Genomic DNA, 21,924 nt, shown 5'->3' on the forward strand with positions numbered 1-21,924 from the left:
ATATTACTTTAGCAGCAGTGACAGCAGGAAGTATTGGTGGTGGCATCTTATCGTATTGGAGTGACGCAGCTGCAACTACAGCTCTAGCTACACCAGCAGCTATAGCAACAAGTGGTACTTACTACGTTAGAAGTGTCTCTAGTATTTGTTCGGATATTAAACCCGTTGTGGTTACAATTACTATAACTCCAGTTTTAAGCATTACCAATCCAGGTGAGGTTTGTTCTCCATCTACAGTAGATATTACTTTACCAGCAGTTACAGCAGGAAGTACAGGTGGAGGTACATTAACCTATTGGACCANTTGATATCAAACCAGTAACTGTAACTGTAACCCAAGCACCAATTGCTGGAATATTAAGTGGTAATACAAATGTTTGTTTAGCACTAAAAACTACTTTTTCTTCAAATTCATTGGGTGGAGTTTGGAGTTCATCAGATACAGCAATTGCAACAATTGATGCTACATCAGGTGAAATTACAGGGGTTTCAGTAGGAAATGCCATAATGACTTATACTATGTTAGGAATAGGTGGTTGTATTGGTAATGATGATTTCGAAACTCGTTCAATTACTGTCGATGCCCTACCTAATGCAGGAATCTTATCCGGAATTCAAGATATATGTGTAGGAAGTAATACTACATTTTTAACTGATTCACTTGAAGCAGGTATATGGTCATCAGACGATACAAATGTTGCAACTGTTAATCCTGCAAATGGCGATATAGTTGCAGGAATACCGGGAACAGCAAGAATAACATATACTGTTGCTGGTAGTGGAGTATGTACTGCTGCCAATGCAATTAGAGATGTAAAAGTCACAGGCATACCAAATCCAGGAACGATTAGTGGGGTTCCGACTATTTGTAACAATGGTACTACCATATTTACCACCGATGCTACGGACAAAACAGGTACATGGAGTTCGTCTAATTCTACATTTGCAACAGTTGATTTGAATGGTCAAATTAAAGGAATTGCTCCAGGTATATCAGTCATCACTTATACACTTCCAGCTGTTGGAGGTTGTGATGCTGTACCTACATCTAAAAGTATAACCATTGATCCAATAGTAGAACCTACATTTGATCCTTTTCCTGATAGATGTGCAAATGATAATACGACGATATCTCCGTTAGTTTTGACTTCAAATAATGGAATTACTGGAACTTGGTCGCCAAGTTTAGATACAAGTAATACAACTATTTTACCTATTGTAAAAACGTATGATTTTAATCCAACAACAGGTTTATGTGCAAGTCAGATTAAGGGATTTCAAACCATTTTGCCTTTACCAATTGCAACTGCTACACCAAACGGACAGATTGTTTGTTCTGATGTTGCTCCTAATATTACTTTATCAAGTAATCTTGGAACAGTTACTACTTTTGCTTGGGATGTAATTCCAACAGAAGTGATTGGTGATAGTTCAGCATCTGGAAATACAATAGATCAAACTTTAACTGTTACAGGATTTACAGCAGGAAAAGCAGTATATACTGTTATACCTAGTTCAGGCGGATGTCTTGGACTGCCTATTGAAGTTACAGTAAATGTAAATCCCGCTCCTGAAGTAAATATAACAAGTAATCTAAAACCTTTACTTTGTTCAGGAGAAGTAACCGATATTCAATATGATAGTAAAGTAGCTGGTACAACATTCAGTTGGACTGTAGTGCCGAAAGGAGTTATTGGCGCTTTTTCATCTAATGGAAATGCTATTTCTCAAACTTTAAAAACAACAGGTATTGTTCAAGGTACTGTAGATTATATTATTACTCCAACATCTAATACTTGTACTGGACCTCAAGAAACGGTTACCATTACTGTTAATCCAACTCCTGGTATTTTTGGACCAACACAATCGACTAAAATTTGTAGTGGAGAAACAACTAATATAACATTATCTCCTAGTATTCTTGGAACTCAATTCAATTGGACTGTGCTTCGAACAGATGTAACTGGAGGTAAAGACAGTGATACTTCAATTGATGGTATTATTAGCGAAACTCTTATAGCTGAAACAAAAGTTGGAACAGCAAAATTTACGATTATTCCAACTCTGAATTCATGTGATGGAATACCAACAGATGTTATTATACAGGTAAATCCATTGCCTAAACCCGTTTTAGAAAATGGTATTATTTGTGTAGATCAAGTAACAAAGACTACTTTTAAATCTTATATTTTAGATTCAGGTTTAAGCAATACCAATCATAATTTTAGATGGTTTTTTAATGATAGCCCAACACCAATACCTGGTGCCAATTCTAGAAGTTTTGAAGTGAAAGAAAAAGGCAAATATTCAGTAATTGCAACCAATAAAAATACGGGTTGTCTATCGACTAAAGTAGATGCCGAAATTATAGAAAATCTTCCTGCCACTGAAGATGATATACTAGTGTCAGTGAGTGACGCATTTTCAGAAAATCCAATTATAACAGTTGAGGTAACAGGATTGGGTACAGGTCCATTTCTATATCAATTAGATGATAGTGCTCCTCAAACTTCTAATGTATTTAATGTGCCAAAAAGTGGAGAGTTTAAAGTTAAAGTAACAGACGAACAAGGTTGTACAAATGAAATCAGGAAAGTTATTTTTATAGATTATCCTAAATTTTTTACACCCAACGGTGATGGTATAAATGACACATGGAGAATTGGAGCATTACCAAATACTAATGTTGATATTTATGATCGTTACGGAAAATTAATAAAACAGGTTAACTCTTCTGGTTCTGGTTGGGACGGAACATTAAACGGACAACTTTTACCAGGTACTGATTACTGGTTTACAGTTGAATATGTAGAACCAAATTCTGGTATTAAAAAATTATTTAAATCACATTTTTCGTTAAAGAGATAATATCAGATACATCAATAATTTTAAATCCCGATTGCTTTTAGTAATCGGGATTTGTTTTTTGAACAACTTTCGTATTTTATATTTAATTGAGATTTATCTAGCGTAAGAATAATGTTTGCTCAAACTGTAAGTAATATATTATACAAAGTTTTCAACACTATTACGTTTTCGTATGTAGATATGATACATCTCGTGTTAAATGAAAAAAAAATTATATAAATTTAGAGTCTTATTGCTATTAAATAAATTAAAAATACATTTTTATAAGAAAATAATTTATATTTTTCAAAAAATCAGATTTAACAAAAACTTAAAATTTGAAATATAAATATATTAGAATTACTTTGATAACTATAAAATTAACCACCACTTATGTTATTTTCCTTTTTTCAATGTGTTATAGTTTTTAAAAATAGATTTATTTCTTGTATTTTATATTGCTTTTTTATTGCCATAAATTGTCAAGCTCAAAATTTACTTACAACTAATAATAACAATCCAGGATTTGAAGGTACAGATGGGTTTCAGGCAAATGGATATACTAATATTTCACCTGGAACTAGTGGTACAAGTGCTCCGAGTAATTATGCCATAACAGGTGATTCTGGTCCAATGAATTTAGCTAGCTTTAAAAGTGTAACCCCGCACTCAGGTACAAAAATGATGGTTGTAGATGCAAATAACCAAATTTTTTGGCAAGGAAATCCTAATATACGATTACAAGGGGGCGTAACTTATACTTTTTCTTATTGGGTAGTTAATGTTAATAAAAACGGCACGAGTAATCCCGCATTTCCAAATCCGGTTATAAATTTTGTTGCGGTAGACCAATGTGGTTGTACAGTTGTATTAAAATCAGGAAGTCCAACGGTAAATAATGGATCATGGCAACAAGTAGTATATGAATTCACTCCAAGTGGAACAGGTGCAAAATGGGTTCGTTTTGAATTATCTACTCCTGGAGCTACACCAAATGGAAATGATTTTGCTATTGATGATATTTCTTTATTTGCACCACCAGCACCATTAACAATTTCAAATTCATTAACAAACCCATCATGTCCAGGGCTCTCAGACGGCGTTATTGTAGCATATCCTAATGGAGGTGTAGCACCTTTCTCCTATACATTATCAGGGGCAGCTACTACAACAAATAGTACAGGTGTTTTTCAAGGATTAAGTGCTGGAGTATATACAGTATCGGTAACAGATTCGAACTCTCCAGCAACTACAAGAACTACTCCAAATATAACTGTTTCTAATCCATTAGATATAACATTAACATCATCTCCAACTGGATGTATATTATCTGGAACACCTATCACGCTTACAGCGGCAAATGGTGGGGCTAGCTATAGTTGGTCTGCCTCTACAGGTGTTGTTATTTCAGATACTGATGCTATTGCAAATGTTAGTCCGCTTGTGAACACTACATATACTGTAAGCTCTACTACAGTTTCTCCAACTACTAGTGCAAATTTAATTGGAAATCCAGGTTTTGAAAACGGAACATCTGGTTTTTTCTCTGATTATGGTTATTCGTTAACCAATACCAGCGGTACACAATTTGCTTATGGTATAGTAACTAATCCAAATTCGTGGTTTAGCGGATTTGTATCTAGTTCAGATCACACAACTGGTAATGGAACTGGAAAAATGTTAGTTGCTGACGGTGCTACAATTGCCAATAGTGTAATTTGGTCTCAAACGATACCTGTTGAAACATCAAAAATATATAACTTTTCTTTTTGGGCGCAAAATTTAGTAGCAGCAAGTCCAGCACAATTTCAAGTTTTAATAAATGGCACTCCAATAACTATAACTCCATTATCTGCTACAAATGGGAGTAGTTCAGGGTGGACGCAAATTCAAGGAACTTGGAATTCTAACTCGGCTACTATTGCAATTATTAAAATTATAGATACAAACATTGACTCAGGTGGAAATGATTTTGCTTTAGACGACATTTCATTCAGTACAACAACATCTAAGTCATGTAATTTATCTATTCCTTTGACTGTAAATATTGGAGGCAGTGCACCAATTACCAATTTTTCGTATGCTACTCCTTTTTGTAAAGACAGTACAAATCCAACTCCAACAGGAGCAATAGGTTTTGTAACTGGCGGAACTTATACCGATGATAATGCAACAGGCTTACTATCAATAAATGCATCAACTGGAGTTATCAATTTATCAGCTTCAACAAGTGGCACTTATACTATAAGATATTCTGTAGCTGCAAATCCTGGTATTTGCCAATCTGCTGGATCATCTATAGCTTCAATTAAAATTAATAACACTCCAACAATTCTAGGAACTTTAAACGTATGTATTGGATTGACTATTACTTTAACAGGATCAGGTACCTCCAATGCAATTAATCCATGGATTTCTGCTACGCCTTCTGTGGCAACAATATCTAGCTTAGGAGTTGTAACGGGAGTTTCTGCGGGAACAAGCGTTATTACTTATAGAGATAGTAACGGGTGTACAACATCTGCAATTATTACTGTAAGCGCTTTACCAACAATATCAGGAACTTTAAATGTTTGTAGTGGTTCTAATACTCCTTTAGCAGGTTCAGGAACTCCAGATTCATCTGCACCATGGACTTCTGCTTCAACAAGTGTTGCTACAGTAAATAGTTCAGGAGTTGTTTCAGGTATTTCGTCTGGAACTAGTTTAATTACTTACAAAAATAGTAATGGTTGTTTAGCAACCGCAACAATTACTGTAAATGCTTTGCCAACAATATCAGGAACTTTAAGTGTTTGTAGAGGTTCAACAAGAACTTTATCGGGATCAGGGACTCCCAATATAATAAATCCATGGATTTCTGCAACCCCCACTGTGGCAACAATATCAATCTTAGGAGTTGTATCAGGAGTTTCTGCGGGTTCAAGTGTTATCACTTATAGAGATAATAATGGTTGTACAACAACAGCAACTGTAACTGTTAATGATTTACCAACAATTTCAGGAACAATAAATGTTTGTAGTGGATTGAATACCACTTTAACGGGCTCAAGCTTACCTGATGCATCTGCACCATGGATTTCTGCTTCAACAAGTGTAGCAACTGTAAATAGTTTAGGTGTTGTTTCAGGTATTACGGCAGGAACTAGTTTAATTACTTACAAAAATAGTAATGGTTGTTCAGCATCAGCATCAGTTACTGTAAATGCAACTCCAATTTTAACAATAACTTGTGGAGCAGCAACTGGTAACAGCGTTACTTTTAATTGGAATTCGATACCTGATGCCACCAATTATTCCTACACTTATACTATAAATTCCGGAACTCCAATTGCTGGAGTTCTTCCATCATCAGCAACAACATTTACCGTTAATGGACTTACTCCTGGACAAAATGTATCCATTATACTAACTCCAATTGGAAGTGTTTGTGGTAAACAGTCAATTTCTAATTGTGTTTCTTCAAATTGTCCAACACCAATTGTTGATGTGATTTCAGACTTTCCGTCTTGTGCAAATGATAATGTAGCGATACCTATTTTTACAAGTGTAATAAGCGGAGTAACTTTCAACTGGACTAATAACAATACTTCAATAGGTATTGCAGCTAGTGGTTCTGGAGCTTTAATTCCTAATTTTAATGTAATTAATACAACTGCTATTTTGCAAACAGCAACTATATCTGTGACCGCAAATGATGGCACTTGTACTGGTCCTGCAATGATATTTAATTTAGATGTTAATCCATTACCAACCGTTACTATTAGCGCAACACAGAATGCTGTTTGTTCTGGGTCAGCAACAACCATAAATTTTAACGGAACACCAAACTCAACCGTTACTTATACAGTAGATTCAGGAATTAATCAATTTTTGGTTTTAGATTCCTCAGGAAATGCAACCTTATCAACTGGAAATTTAACTACTAACACAATATATAGTTTAGTAAGTGTTCTGAATCCTATTACAAATTGTTCGCAAACACAAACTGGAACAGTTACAATTACTATTAATGCATTACCAACAGTTACTATTTCAGGAACAACTGCTGTATGTTCTGGCTCTGGAACTCCAATTTCATTTAATGGAACCCCAAATGCTATCGTTACTTATACTGTTAATTCAGGAGTTAATAAAACCATACTTCTAGATGTATTTGGCCAGGCAACCTTACCATCAGGAAATTTAATAGCCAATTCAGATTATAGTTTGGTAAGCATAGTTGATTCAAATTCATGTTCACAAATACAAACTGGAAATGCCTCAATAAGTGTTGATGCACTACCAACTATTACTATTTCTGGAACTGGATCAATTTGTTCAGGAACTGGAACATCAATTCTTTTTAATGGAACACCAAACGTAATTGTTACTTATACGATAAATTCAGGAACCAATCAAACAGTAAGTTTAGATGCTTCTGGAAATGCATCTTTACCAACTGGAAATTTAACATCTGATGCAATCTATAGTTTAGTTAGTGTTCAAGATTTAAGCACGACTTGTTTTCAAACACAACCTGGAACAGCGAATGTAAAAGTTATTTCTTTGCCAACAGCTACTATTTCTGGTTCAACCACTATCTGTTTAGGAACTAGTACTACAATGCAGTTTAGCGGAACTCCTAACGCTACTGTTACATATACTATTAATTCAGGAATAAATCAAACCGTAATTTTAGATGCAACTGGAAATGCAATAGTATCAACTGGAAATTTAATTGCCGCAACTGATTATAGTTTAGTAGGTGTAGAAGATTCAACTAAGACTTGTTCACAAACACTATCAGGAACAGCCACAATAAGTATAAATTCATTACCAACAGTTACAATTTCTACTACATCACCAATTTGTACAGGTTCAGCATCGACAGTTCAGTTTAATGGTACTCCAAATGCAATAGTTACTTATGGAGTAAATTCTGGAACCAATCAAACTATTAACTTAGATACATTAGGGCAAGCATCTTTATCAACTGGAAATTTAATTTCTAATACCATTTATATACTAGTAAGTGTTTCAGATTCTGTTACTTCTTGTTCTCAATTACAATCAGGATCAGCGCCTATAACTGTAACACCGTTACCAATTGCAACTATCTCTGGAACAACTCCAATTTGCTCTGGAGCTTCAACTTTAATTTCTTTTAATGGAACTCCTAATGCAACGGTAACGTATACAATAGATTCAGGAACTAATCAAATTATGGTTTTAGATTCAATAGGAAAAGCTACTTTACCAACTGGAAATTTAACTTCAAACACTATTTATAGTTTAGTAAGTGTATCAGATACAACTACAACTTGTTCGCAGCTTCAAACAGGAACTGCAACTATTAGTATAAATGCTGCTCCTGATGTGGTACCTGCAACAATTGCTCAGTCTATTTGCTCGGGACAATCATCTGGTGTTTTATTAACAAGTACTACATTAGGAACTATTTTTAATTGGACTGTAATTGAATCGGGTGTAACAGGAGCATTTTTAGGTACAGGAAATAATATTTCTCAAGTTCTAAATTCTAGTTCCCCAATTAATGTTGGTACAGCAGAGTACACAGTTACCCCAATAGCAAACGGATGTTCAGGATTGCCGGTTGTAATTACAGTTTCTGTTTCACCAACGCCTACAGCAGTAGCAACTCCAGATAAGGATATTATTTGTTCTGGTGAAACAACGGCTATTGCTTTATCAAGCGGAAATACGCAAACCACTTTTAGCTGGAATGCCATTCAAAATAATGTTACAGGGGCTACTCAAGATTCTGGAAATACAATAGCACAAGTATTACAAACTTCTATAAACAATTTCGGGGAAGCAGTTTATGCAATCACACCAAGTTTAAATGGTTGTATTGGATCGACAATTTTAGTTTCTATTACTGTCAACCCTGTACCAAATGTTTCAACAAATGATTTTAATAATCCTATATGTTCAGGAACAGCAACTAATATTGATTTAACAAGTAATGTACCTGGCACTACTTATTCATGGTCAGTAGTACAAACTAATGTTATTGGAGCTGTATCAGGAACTGGTAATGCAATAGCACAAATTATCGAAACTACGGGAAATAGTATAGGAATTGCAGCATATACGATTACACCACAAATTAATTCATGTATCGGAAATCCAATTATTGTTCCGATTCAAGTTAATCCAACTCCTGAAGTATTTGGTCAATCCTCAACTACAATCTGTAGCGGTGAGTCTCCTAAAATTAGTTTAATTCCACTTATTATTGGAACTTCATTTACTTGGACTCATTTGTCTAATAAAGTTACTGGGGCATCTGATGGGAATGGAGATGAAATTAATCAAATTTTAGTAGCAGAAAATAGTCTAGGAAAAGTAGAATATACTGTAACTCCATCATTTAGAGATTGTTCAGGAAGACCAATTGTAATTACTGTTGATGTAAATCCAGCACCAAGTGTAATTCTTGAAAGTGGTGTTTTATGTTTAGAAGTAGATGGGACTTTAAAGAATAGCTTAATTTTAGATACTAATTTGAGTACTAATTCATACGATTTTGAATGGTTTTTTAACAACTCTATTTCACCAATTTCTGGAGCAATAGGTAGCACTTTTGAAGCGAAAGAATTGGGAGATTATTATGTAAATGTAAGATTTAAATCAACCGGATGTTCTATTAAATCAAACACTTCAACTGTCACAGAAGTAAATCCAACGAATTCATTTAATGTAATTGTATCTGATGCATTTACTGAAGTTGCTACAATTACAGTAACCGGTCAAAATGGCATTACAACTTATTTGTATCAAATTGATGATGGAGCACTACAAACTTCAAATGTTTTTAGCGGAATAGGAGCAGGTAATTACACTATAAGAATAACAGATTCTGATGGTTGCACTGATTATAGTGAAGATGTATTAGTAATTGATTATCCTAAATATTTTACCCCAAACGGAGATGGATATAATGATACATGGAATATTAAAGGATTAAGTGATCAAAGCAACACGAAACTTTTAATTTATGATCGTTACGGAAAATTATTAAAACAAATTAGTCCAAAAGGACAAGGTTGGGACGGAACATATAATGGAGTGCAATTACCAGCTGCAGATTACTGGTTTACTGTTGATTATGTAGAGCCTAATAATGATCTTAATAAACTATTTAAATCTCATTTTAGTTTAAAACGCTAAAACCAAAATTCATAATACTGAAAAAGCTTCCAAAAATGGAAGCTTTTTTATTTTAATAGATTACGAATAGTATTATTACTATAACTATTTTTATATTTGAAAATTAAAAATATTAAATATAAATTTCATAATGAGTAATAAATCTACAAAAGGCATTTGGAAAGTAATCTCTGCTTCCTCAATGGGCACTATGATTGAGTGGTATGATTTCTACATTTTCGGAAGTTTAGCGGTGGTTATTTCAACTAAATTTTTCCCTTCTGATAACCCTACAGCAGCTTTTTTATCAACATTGGCAACATTCGCGGCAGGATTTGTTGTTCGACCGTTTGGTGCACTCTTCTTTGGTAGATTAGGAGATATTATAGGTAGAAAATATACTTTCATGGCTACATTATTGTTAATGGGTGGAGCAACATTCTTAATAGGTTGCGTCCCAAGTTATGAAACCATTGGTTTTTTTGCACCACTATTAGTATTAATTCTTCGTTTACTTCAAGGTTTAGCATTAGGTGGTGAATATGGAGGTGCTGCAACTTATGTAGCTGAACATGCTCCAGTAGGAGAACGAGGATATTGGACTTCTTGGATACAAACCACTGCAACAGTCGGATTATTTATTTCTTTGATGGTTATATTAGCTACAAAAAATGCACTTAGTCCTGAAGAATTTGATAACTGGGGTTGGAGAGTTCCGTTTTGGATTTCAATAGTTATGGTATTTGTTTCCTATTTGATTAGAAAAAATATGGATGAATCTCCAGTTTTTGCTAAAGCTAAAAAGGAAGGAACAACAAGTTCAAATCCTTTAAAAGACAGTTTCGGAAATAAGTACAATCTAAAATTTGTTTTGCTAGCATTATTTGGCGCTACAATGGGGCAGGGAGTAGTTTGGTATACAGGCCAATTTTATGCGATGAATTTTATGAAAACCGTAATGGCTATAGATTCATCGCAAGTAGATGAATTATTAGGAATAGCATTAGTATTAGGAACACCCTTTTTTATTTTTTTTGGATGGCTTAGCGATAAAATTGGAAGAAAGTACATCATGATGGGAGGAATGTTATTGGCTATTTTATTGTATCGACCAATATACAAAACAATGTATCAGACTACTTTACTGAGCAATAAAGTAGAAATTTCAGAAAAAACCAAAACCATAGTTGAACTAAAAAAGAATAAAGAGCATGCTTTAGATTCAATTTTTACTTTAAGTAAAGAGTTTACGGATGGAACGGTATACCACGAAATAAAAACAGTAACCTTAAATAAAGAAAAATCTAATACAGAAATAAAATCAATAATTACCATTAATTCAAACGACAAATGGCTATTAGTATTTATGGTTTTTATTCAAGTGCTATTTGTTGCCATGGTTTACGGACCTATAGCCGCTTTCTTAGTTGAAATGTTTCCAGTAAAAATACGTTACACTTCGATGTCATTGCCTTATCATGTTGGAAACGGAATTTTTGGGGGATTGCTACCTGCTATTTCTACCTATTTTGTTATAAATGGTAAAGATGCTGGAGATGCAGAATTCTATCTAGAAGGGTTATGGTATCCAATAATCATAGCTTCTGTTTGCTTTATAATTGGGATGATTTATATAGATAATACAAATAAAAATAAACATATTTAAAGTACAATGAATCAGTTAAAAAGAATTTTAGGAATGATTTGGATAGGATTAGCAGTTGCTTCTGCTTACTTTTGTATCTTTATTTTTGGATTACCAAAATTTTTATCTGGTAAACAAGAAGATTTAGTTTTCGGGATAATTATACTTTTTATATTAACACCATTAATTGTATTGGGATTAGGTATATTTGGTTATTATTCTTTAATGGGAGAATACGATTCATCAAAAAAGAAATAAAAATAGAATTACTATGAGTTATTACAAAATTGACAATTTAGAGCAATACTTCAAGCATTACAATAAATCGATTCGTGAGCCAAGAAAATTTTGGGGTAAGATAGCTGAGGAAAATTTTACTTGGTATCAACAATGGGATAAAGTGGTCGAGTTTAATATGGCTGATGCTGAAATAAAATGGTTTACCGAAGCTAAAGTAAATATTGTTAAAAACTGTATCGACAGACATTTGGCAAGGAGAGGTACTAAAACTGCAATTATTTTTGAACCAAATGATCCTAAAGAGCAAGCGCAACACATTACCTATAATGAATTGCACCAAAAGGTATCTAAAATGGCTAATGTCCTAAGAGAGCAAGGCGTTAAAAAAGGAGATCGAGTATGCATTTATTTACCAATGATACCTGAGTTGGCAGTTTCTGTTTTGGCTTGTGCCAGAATAGGAGCCATACATTCGGTGGTTTTTGCTGGATTTTCTGCATCGGCAGTAGCTGCAAGAATTAACGATTGCGAATGTGAGATGGTAATTACTTCTGACGGAGGATATCGAGGCAATAAAACTATCGATTTAAAAGGTATCATTGATGAAGCATTAGATAAAAGTCCTTGTGTAAAAAAAGTTTTAGTTGTAAAAAGAACTAATACTTCAATAAATATGAAATCAGGACGTGACCAATGGCTACAACCACTTTTAGATGAAGCTACAGATAATAATGTGGCTGAAATCATGGATGCAGAAGATCCGTTATTTATTCTATATACTTCTGGTTCCACTGGTAAACCTAAAGGCATGGTGCATACCACAGCTGGCTATATGGTTTACAGCGCATATACATTTAAAAATGTTTTTAATTATGAAGAGAATGATGTTTTTTGGTGTACAGCCGATATAGGTTGGATAACTGGACATTCCTATATTTTATATGGCCCACTACTAAACGGAGCAACTACAGTAATTTTTGAAGGAGTTCCTTCTTATCCTGATTTCAGTCGTTTTTGGGAAATAATTGAGAAACATAAAGTTACTCAGTTTTACACAGCTCCAACTGCGATTCGCGCTTTAGCAAAAGAAAACTTATCATTTGTTCAGAAACATCCATTAGCATCATTAAAAGTAATTGGTTCGGTTGGCGAACCCATTAATGAAGAAGCTTGGCATTGGTATAATGATCACGTAGGGGGTAAGCGATGCCCAGTTGTGGATACTTGGTGGCAAACAGAAACAGGTGGAATAATGATTTCGCCAATAGCTTTTGTAACTCCAACGAAACCAACCTATGCCTCACTACCTTTACCTGGAGTTCAGCCTGTATTAATGGATGAAAAACGGAATGAAATAGAAGGCAATCAAGTTACAGGAAGTTTATGTATTAAGTTTCCATGGCCTGGTATTGCTAGAACTATCTGGGGCGACCATAAAAGATATATTGATACCTATTTCAGTACTTTTCCTGGTAAATATTTTACTGGAGATGGAGCATTAAGAGATGAGGTTGGTTACTATAGAATAACTGGTCGTGTTGATGATGTGGTAATTGTTTCTGGTCATAATCTTGGAACTGCACCAATAGAAGACTCTATAAACGAACATCCTGCTGTTGCTGAGAGTGCCATTGTTGGTTTTCCACATGATATTAAAGGAAATGCATTATATGGTTTTGTAATCCTCAAAGAGTCAGGAGAAACTCGTGATAGAGATAATTTAAGTAAAGAAATCAATCAACAAATATCCGATCATATTGGTCCTATAGCAAAATTAGATAAAATTCAGTTTGTTTCCGGATTGCCAAAAACACGTTCGGGTAAAATCATGCGAAGAATTCTGCGTAAAATTGCTGAAGGTGATTTCTCAAATTTTGGCGATACTTCAACACTTCTAAATCCTGAAATTATTGAAGAAATTAAGCAAGGACGATTATAGTTTCTTATTTTTTTATGCCTTACATTCTGTTTTTTGAATTGTAGGGCATAAAATTTTATATCGTAATTCTGAAAGTTTTTTACATAATATTACAATATTATTCTCAACCATTTTTATATATTTACTAGGGTATGAGAAATAACGAAATTATTATTATTGGTGGTGGATTAGCTGGTTTAACCGCTGGAATCCATTTGTCAAAAATTGGGTTTCAAGTTACAATTCTAGAAAAAAATAGTTTTCCAAAACACAAAGTTTGCGGCGAGTATATTTCTAATGAAGTTTTACCATATCTCAATTGGCTAGATACTACTATTTCCGATTTAAAGCCAACGAATATTACTAAACTACAATTTTCATCCGTTAAAGGAAAAACAATTAATACTATTTTACCACTAGGCGGATTCGGAATCAGCCGATTTGTTTTGGATGAATTTTTATACAAAAAAGCAATTTCTAGTGGTTGTACAATCATTCAAGAAACGGTTGAAAATATTGTTTTTCATGAAAATGAATTTACAATAACTACCTCAAATAATACCATTTTAAAATCAGAAATTGTTGTTGGAGCTTTTGGGAAACGTTCTAACATCGACCAAAAGCTAAACAGGAATTTCATTAATTTAAAATCACCTTGGTTGGCTGTTAAATCCCATTACAAAGGAGATTTTCCTGATGATTTAGTTGGTTTACATAATTTTACCGGAGGCTATTGTGGTGTTTCAAAAGTAGAAAATGGTATTGTAAATATTTGCTATTTGGCAGATTATAAAACATTTCAGAACTATAAAAATATAGATGATTATCAAGAAAAGGTTGTTTCACAAAACCCACTTTTGAAAGCTATTTTTGAAAGTTATACAATGCTTTTTGAAAAACCATTGGTGATAAGCCAAATTTCATTTGAGAAAAAACAAGTTGTAGAAAATCATATTCTAATGATTGGTGATACCGCTGGTTTAATTCATCCTCTATGCGGAAATGGTATGGCAATGGCAATTCATAGTGCTAAAATTGTTTCAGAATTAATTGAGAAATATTACAAAAACGAAATACAATCAAGGACAGCATTAGAACGTAAATACATTAAGGAATGGAATTATAATTTCAAAAAAAGATTGAAAACTGGGCGATTCTTATCCAATCTTTTACAAAAGCCTAAATTGACAGAAGTACTCATTCGTTTGTTAATTTACTTCCCTTTTTTACTACCTTTGATTGTCCGGAAAACTCATGGAGAACCTATAATTGTAAAGTAATATATGTTTATAGATACAAAATATAGAACTGACAATCCCGAAATTATGGATGATTTTACTATGGAGGGTGAAATTTTAAAAGATGCTCTTGACAAAATCGCAAAAATCAATCAGCTTTTAGGAGGAAATCAATTAATAATACAAGGAGTAAATGATTTGTTATCAATCTATTCTAAAAAAGAAAGTATAACAATTATTGATATCGGATGTGGAAATGGAGATATGTTGAGAGCACTTGCGGAATATGGAGAAAAGAACGATTTCAATTTTAAATTAATAGGAATAGACGCCAATAATTTTACTATAAATTATGCAAGCGAACTTTCCATTCATTATCCAAATATTTGTTACAAATGTTTGGATATTTTTGACAACTATTTTACAAAATTAAAGTATGATATTGCATTATGTACGCTTACGTTACATCATTTTAAAGAGGATGAAATCATTAAGTTAATGACTGTTTTTAAAAAAAATTCTAGAATTGGTTTTATTGTTAATGATTTGCATCGAAGTTCTATTGCATATCGTCTCTTTCAATTAGTCTGTATTGTTTTTAGATTAAACGAAATGTCACGAAAAGACGGATTAACCTCTATTTTGAGAGGATTCAAAAAAAAAGAATTAATTCAATTTTCAAAAAAATTAAAATTAAAATACTACAAAATCGAATGGAAATGGGCATTCCGTTACCAATGGGTTGTAAAAAGAGATGTTAAGTTGATGAGCTAATAGAAAAAGTCTTTTAAAAAATTCGCTATTTTAATATATCATCTAAAAGCCTAAAAAAATGAGTGTAAAAATTAAAGCCGTATCCAAACAGTTGCCCAAATATTCCAGAACTACAGAAGAAATTCTTCCCTTTCTAGATACTTGGCTATTTGGCCAGGAGGAACGATTTATTAGAAAAGTCAAAAAGATTTTTGAAGGCGCTGCAGTAGACAAACGATATTCTATAATGGATCCTGTTGAAGTTTTTACTAAATCTTCTTTTGAAGAAAGAAATGATATTTATGTTCGTGAAGTAATTGATTTAGGTGAAAAAGTACTAGAAAAAACATTAACGAAAGCCAATTGGAAACCCGAAGATTTAGATTATATCATTACCGTAAGCTGCACTGGAATTATGATTCCTTCATTAGATGCTTATTTAATAAACAAATTAAAATTACGCCAAGATATTGTTAGGCTACCTGTAACAGAAATGGGTTGCGCTGCAGGAATTTCTGGAATTATTTATGCTAAAAATTTCTTGCAAGCCAATCCCGGAAAACGAGCTGCAGTAGTTGCCGTAGAAAGCCCAACGGCTACCTTTCAATTGGATGATTTTTCGATGGCAAATATTGTAAGTGCCGCTATTTTTGGAGACGGAGCTGCCTGCGTTTTACTTTCTTCACATAAAGATGACAATGGTCCAGAGATTCTTGCTGAAGAAATGTATCATTTTTATGATAACATTCACATGATGGGCTTTAAACTAACCAATTCAGGTTTGCAAATGGTTTTAGATATTGAAGTTCCTGAAACGATAGCATCACATTTTCCAGCAATTATTCATCCTTTTTTAGAAAAAAATAATTTAAAAATGGAAGACATTAATCATTTGATTTTTCATCCTGGTGGGAAAAAAATTATTCAAACGGTTGAAGATTTATTTTCAGATTTAGGAAAAAATATAGATGACACAAAGGAAGTTTTGCGTTTATACGGAAACATGTCAAGTGCAACTGTTTTGTATGTTTTAGAAAGAATTATGGACAAACAACCTAAAAAAGGTGAAAAAGGATTGATGTTGAGTTTTGGACCAGGATTTTCTGCTCAAAGAATTTTATTGCTATTTTAGAATGAATAAACAAGAAATTATAGCTAAACTACCTTATTCAAAACCTTTTTTATTTGTGGATGAAATCCTTAGTATTACTGAAAATGGAGTAGAAGGAAGCTATACTTTTGATTCTGATTTAGATTTTTATAAAGGTCATTTTAAAGATAATCCAATAACTCCTGGTGTTATTTTAACAGAAGTTATGGCACAAATAGGATTAGTTTGTTTAGGATTTTTTTTATTAAATGATACATTTAATAAAAATACTTCAATTGCCTTATCATCAACTGAAATAGAATTTTTAAAACCTGTTTTCCCTAATGAAAAAGTAACAGTAATATCAGAAAAAATATACTTTAGATTCGGAAAATTGAAATGTAAAGTAAAAATGATTAATGAAAAAGATGAAGAAGTCTGTAGTGGAACTATGGCGGGAATGATTGTTTAATTTTCTTCAAATTATCATTGAAATAGCTATTAAAATTTTTATATGAATAAACGTGTCGTAATTACAGGTCTAGGTGTTGTTGCTCCAAATGGAGTAGGACTTGATGCATTTACACATGCCATAAAAAATGGAATTTCAGGAATAAAACACGATTCCGAATTAGAACGATTACAATTTTCCTGTCAAATTGCAGGAAAACCAAAAATCTCTACTGAATTAGCAACACAATATTTTACCGAATTAGAACTTCGAAATTTTAATTCGTCAGGAATTCTATATGGTGTAATTGCTGGTATTGACGCGTGGAAAGATGCGGGATTGTCAATGAAAATAAAAGATGAACCTGATTGGGACAGCGGAACTATTTTTGGAACAGGAACTTCGGGTATTGATAAATTTAGGGAAAGTATCTATAAAATAGATGATTTTCAGACTAGAAAACTAGGAAGTACTGCCGTTGCTCAAACTATGAATAGTGGTATAAGTGCTTATTTAGGAGGAAAATTGGGATTAGGAAACCAAGTTACAACCAATTCATCGGCTTGCACTACAGGAACAGAGAGTATTTTAATGGCTTTTGAGAGAATAAAATCAGGTCAAGCCAAACGAATTTTAGCTGGAAGTACTAGCGATAGTGGTCCTTACATTTGGGGAGGATTTGACGCTATGAAAGTCTGCACTTTTAAGCATAATGAAACGCCTGAAAAAGGTTCAAGACCAATGAGCGCAAGTGCTTCAGGATTTGTTCCAGGAAGTGGGGCAGGGGCAATACTACTTGAAGATTTACATACTGCATTAGAAAGAGGAGCCACCATCTATGGAGAAGTTCTAGGTGGAAATATAAATTCAGGTGGTCAACGTGGTTTAGGAACAATGACAGCTCCAAACCCAATTGCTGTTCAAAAATGCATCAAAAGTGCATTAGCAAATTCAAAAATTACCGCAAACGAAATTGATGCTATTAATGGACATTTAACAGCTACTTCTAAAGATAGTTTGGAAATTCAGAATTGGAGTGAAGCTTTAGGTAGAAAAGGAATTGATTTCCCTTATATAAATTCACTAAAATCAATAGTTGGACATTGTTTGTCAGCAGCTGGAAGTATAGAGTGCGTGGCTTCAATTTTGCAATTGTATCACGGATTTATTTTTCCGAATAGCAATTGCGAAGATTTGCATACTGAAATTACAACAATTATTGATACATCTAGAATTCCTCAACAATTAATCAAAAAAGAAGTAAATATAGTAGCTAAAGCTAGTTTTGGTTTTGGAGATGTAAATGGATGTGTCATTTTTAAAAAATACAAATTATGAATAGAGAAGAAATAATTGAGCGATTAAAAACAATAGTAAAACCTTATATAAAAAATCAAGAGGCATTTGATACTTTTACAGAAAGCACTGATTTTATAAATGATTTAAATATAAATTCGGCTAATTTGGTTGATGTTATTTTAGACATTGAAGAAGCATTTACTATTGTAATTGATAACCAATCGATGGAACGAATGATAGATGTAAAATCGACAGTAGAAATAATCGAAACGAAACTATCAGAAAAATGATTGGTAACGACATTGTAGATTTGGCTTTAGCACAAAAAGAAAGCAACTGGAAACGTAAAGGGTTTTTAGAAAAAATTTTTACAGATAGAGAACGAATTTTAATTTTAAATTCCGAATATCCAGAAAGCATGGTCTGGAATTTGTGGAGTAGGAAGGAAGCGGTATATAAAATATACAACCGTAAAACAAAAATTAGAGCTTTTATTCCTTTACAATTAGAATGCTTTCAAATTACAAAGTGCCTTGGTAAAGTAATTTGCTATGACACTTGTTATTATACAAAAACACATATTTCTACAAAATATATTCGTACTGTCGCTGTAAATAAATTATCAGATTTTAAAAGAATTATATTTCTTGAAACTAGAAAAGGAATATCAAAAAATAAGGGAATTCCAGTTATTGATGGTTATAATAATTCAATTTCAATAAGTAATCATGGAGATTTTGAGGAAATTGTAATGCTTTCAAAGAAAATTTACAATCCTAATTTAGACTTAAGCTTAAGAAATAATAAGGCAATGGTATAAGCATCTTCTGATGAGGAAAGACGTTCACTTTTTGGAACCTTATAAATTTCGTACAATTCATCTATAGAAATTGGTTTTTCACTACTAATATCTTTTAGCTTCTTGTGCATAATCTCTATGTCTAAAGCTTCATTTTTTAGTTTTCCGCAATCTAGTTTTTCAAGTGCGACATTTATCAAGTCAACATCAAAATGTATTCGGTGTCCCACTAAAATTGCGTTTCCAATATATTCTAAAAAAGCCTGAATCGCTTCACGTTCTCCAAGCTTAGGTTGCTTACTTTCGATTATAAATTCGTTAGAAATTCCGTTATCGTGAAGATAAACGTATTGCAAAAGCATAACTTCAAAAGAATCTCCAATTAAAATACTATTGTTTTGCACTGCAATTGCTCCAAACGATAAAATCACATCTTTATTAGGGTTTAATCCTGTGGTTTCAGTACTCAAAACAACGAACCGATTAGACCTTTTTTCAAATTTTGAAATATAGTTTTTCCAAATTTCAGGATATTCTTTATTAATGTTTTTAATCCAATCGAACATAGTTACGAAAATTGAGTCAGTTGAAAAGTATCTTTAATTAAATCTTCTAATTCTCTCATTGGAGCTAAGGCATTTTTTAGTATTTCTTTATCGACTTTCGAAAGCTCGCTTAAGTTGATATATTGACCATTACTATCATTTTTTAATCCTTCTAGTGTTCTGAACTTTGATAGCGTTATAAATGCATCAGCACAATCTAAAAATATTTCTGAATGCTTTGGATCTACAATTGCCAATTGTTTAAATCTTAAATAGGTATTATTTATACCTCGAATATTCTGGCTAATGGTAAACAATCGGGCGCCATCGATTAATGGCATTAATCCTCGAGTTTTGATATCGAACTTATCTTTATAAATACCTTCTTCTTCAACATTGAATTTTTTAAAAAAGCTTAATGGCGATGGTTTTTTTAAAGCATCATTGCCTAAATAGTCAAAGAAAAGAGTTTGCTTTTTTGTTTTATTAAATATAATATCAGTTAGCGCATCTTCAATTTTTGATTCTCCAAAAGCAATCTCATAATCAAAAAAAGCACTACTGATTTCATTGCTTTTTTCACCTGGAGTATTCATCCAGTTATTGTATTGTTTTGTCCAGTCTGTCAATGATTTACACCATTGCATGTTACTGGCCACATGACCGTTAGAACAAGGTAAATATCCTGTTTTTTCTAAAGTTTCAACAGTTCTCTTTGCTAATTTTAAAAAGTAATCTTTAACATCTCTGTACTTTTCGGTGGCAACATCTTCAAAAACAAGGATATTATCCTGATCGGTAACTAATAATTGTTCTTTTCTGCCTTGGCTTCCAATGCTCAGCCAAGCAAATCGTGCAGGGGGAGAGCCTAAATTTAGAATAGCCAATTCGACTGCACGTTTAAAAATGGCAAAATTGATTTCACTAGCAATATTGGTAATATGTAAAAGTGGAATGTTCTTAGCTATTGATGTTTGAATTAATTCTGATAATTTAACTCGAACTCTTCTCAAATCATTAGCATCATTTGATCGTTTAGCTTCCTTAATTAATATACCTGGATTACTGGCTTGAGCAACTACTAAATCATGTTCTGAAATTACGCCTTTAACTTCTGAAGTATCACTTCCGTCAGATGTTACACATAAATGACTTACATTATTTTTAAGTAATAACAGTTGCGCTTCGGCAAGTGACACATTTTCATTTACTGTAATAACAGGCGAGGACATTATTTTATCTACGGTTGAAGTAATAGAATACCGACCTGTAGCAATTTTAGATCGCATATCTGTATCAGTTACAATTCCGATAGGCATATTTTGTTGAGTAATAATTACATTGTCTAGTAAGTTGTCCGTCATTAATTGAGCAACTTGACTAACTATTGCTGATTTTTCAATTTTTAATGGTGTTTTATTGTATGATAAAGATTGGAAATATTGAATTTCAGAGGGTTTTGAAGAAAATACTACGTTGTCAGATAAAAATTTACCCTTATTTTCTATATCATTTGGATTTGCGGTGTTATTAGCAAAACTTTCAAGAAGAAAGTTTAAAACTTCTGCATTTTGAGCTACAAAAGGACGAAATGCTGCAATAGGAATGGCATAAACGATGCTTTCTTCACGAGCTTTTGCTGTCATCATATAATTATTCTTTGCAAAAAAGGGGCGTAACCCAAAAACATCACCTTCAATACATTTATTTAAAAGTGTTTCTTCGGCATCTGAAATTACTGATAAATTGATTACACCAGATGCAACAACATAAAAACTATCGTGCAGCACATCGTTTATTTGGAACAGTATTTTATTTTTTTCAAGATTTATTACTCGAATACTTAATGCAACACTTGTTAATTCCTCAAATGATAGAATATTAAACGGTTGATACTTTTTTAAAAAATCAGCAATACGCTCGGCAATAGCATTCATAATTGAT

At 32.9% G+C, this 21,924-nt stretch carries 14 protein-coding genes; 12 read left to right on the forward strand and 2 right to left on the reverse strand.

From position 1 onward, the window contains the following. The first annotated feature begins 507 nt into the window (after positions 1-507). The 12 genes from ACFQ0S_RS06175 (at position 508) to ACFQ0S_RS06230 (ending at position 19,456) form a co-directional block, all read left to right on the forward strand. Entirely contained in the window at positions 508-2,868 is a 2,361-nt protein-coding gene (locus ACFQ0S_RS06175; protein WP_379819069.1) for a T9SS type B sorting domain-containing protein, read from the forward strand. 372 nt (positions 2,869-3,240) lie between these two features. Beyond that, entirely contained in the window at positions 3,241-10,023 is a 6,783-nt protein-coding gene (locus ACFQ0S_RS06180; RefSeq protein WP_379754808.1) for a T9SS type B sorting domain-containing protein, read from the forward strand. Between the two features lie 130 nt (positions 10,024-10,153). Then, entirely contained in the window at positions 10,154-11,668 is a 1,515-nt protein-coding gene (locus ACFQ0S_RS06185; RefSeq protein WP_379754811.1) for an MFS transporter, read from the forward strand. A gap of 6 nt (positions 11,669-11,674) precedes the next feature. Further along, positions 11,675-11,905, forward strand: a complete 231-nt coding sequence (locus tag ACFQ0S_RS06190; RefSeq protein WP_379754814.1) for a DUF6814 family protein — start codon at positions 11,675-11,677, stop codon at positions 11,903-11,905. A 13-nt stretch (positions 11,906-11,918) separates the two neighbouring features. Continuing rightward, the gene (gene acs / locus ACFQ0S_RS06195; RefSeq protein WP_379754817.1) at positions 11,919-13,826 is read left to right on the forward strand and encodes an acetate--CoA ligase; all 1,908 of its coding nucleotides are present in this window, start codon (positions 11,919-11,921) and stop codon (positions 13,824-13,826) included. A gap of 131 nt (positions 13,827-13,957) precedes the next feature. After that, positions 13,958-15,085, forward strand: coding sequence for an NAD(P)/FAD-dependent oxidoreductase (locus ACFQ0S_RS06200; RefSeq protein ID WP_379754820.1), 1,128 nt, complete (start codon positions 13,958-13,960; stop codon positions 15,083-15,085). 3 nt (positions 15,086-15,088) lie between these two features. Continuing rightward, on the forward strand, positions 15,089-15,817 hold the full coding sequence (locus ACFQ0S_RS06205; protein WP_379754823.1) for a methyltransferase domain-containing protein: 729 nt from the start codon (positions 15,089-15,091) through the stop codon (positions 15,815-15,817). 58 nt (positions 15,818-15,875) lie between these two features. Beyond that, complete coding sequence (locus ACFQ0S_RS06210) at positions 15,876-16,928, forward strand: type III polyketide synthase (RefSeq protein ID WP_379754826.1); 1,053 nt, start codon at positions 15,876-15,878, stop codon at positions 16,926-16,928. Position 16,929: 1 nt separating this feature from the next. Further along, positions 16,930-17,358, forward strand: a complete 429-nt coding sequence (locus ACFQ0S_RS06215) for a 3-hydroxyacyl-ACP dehydratase FabZ family protein (RefSeq protein WP_379754829.1) — start codon at positions 16,930-16,932, stop codon at positions 17,356-17,358. Positions 17,359-17,400: 42 nt separating this feature from the next. Next, complete coding sequence (locus tag ACFQ0S_RS06220; protein WP_379754831.1) at positions 17,401-18,675, forward strand: beta-ketoacyl-[acyl-carrier-protein] synthase family protein; 1,275 nt, start codon at positions 17,401-17,403, stop codon at positions 18,673-18,675. Further along, a complete protein-coding gene (locus ACFQ0S_RS06225; protein ID WP_379754834.1) occupies positions 18,672-18,926 on the forward strand; it encodes an acyl carrier protein in 255 nt (84 codons plus the stop codon). Before ACFQ0S_RS06220 ends, ACFQ0S_RS06225 begins: the two co-directional genes overlap by 4 nt. Next, positions 18,923-19,456 (forward strand): 4'-phosphopantetheinyl transferase family protein, encoded by a 534-nt coding sequence (locus tag ACFQ0S_RS06230; protein WP_379754837.1) that lies wholly within the window; start codon positions 18,923-18,925, stop codon positions 19,454-19,456. The genes ACFQ0S_RS06225 and ACFQ0S_RS06230 overlap by 4 nt, the downstream gene beginning before the upstream one ends. Here ACFQ0S_RS06230 and ACFQ0S_RS06235 read toward each other — a convergent pair. Both ACFQ0S_RS06235 and ACFQ0S_RS06240 read right to left on the reverse strand, forming a co-directional pair. Continuing rightward, positions 19,405-20,001, reverse strand: a complete 597-nt coding sequence (locus ACFQ0S_RS06235; RefSeq protein ID WP_379754840.1) for a 3'-5' exonuclease — start codon at positions 19,999-20,001, stop codon at positions 19,405-19,407. The two genes, ACFQ0S_RS06230 and ACFQ0S_RS06235, sit on opposite strands and share 52 nt — an antisense overlap. Positions 20,002-20,003: 2 nt before the next feature. Further along, positions 20,004-21,917 carry a DUF294 nucleotidyltransferase-like domain-containing protein gene (locus ACFQ0S_RS06240; protein WP_379754843.1) on the reverse strand — a complete coding sequence of 638 codons (1,914 nt, stop codon included), beginning with the start codon at positions 21,915-21,917 and terminating at the stop codon, positions 20,004-20,006. Positions 21,918-21,924 lie beyond the last annotated feature (7 nt).

This window comes from Flavobacterium myungsuense (assembly GCF_042677265.1).
Classification (GTDB): domain Bacteria; phylum Bacteroidota; class Bacteroidia; order Flavobacteriales; family Flavobacteriaceae; genus Flavobacterium; species Flavobacterium myungsuense.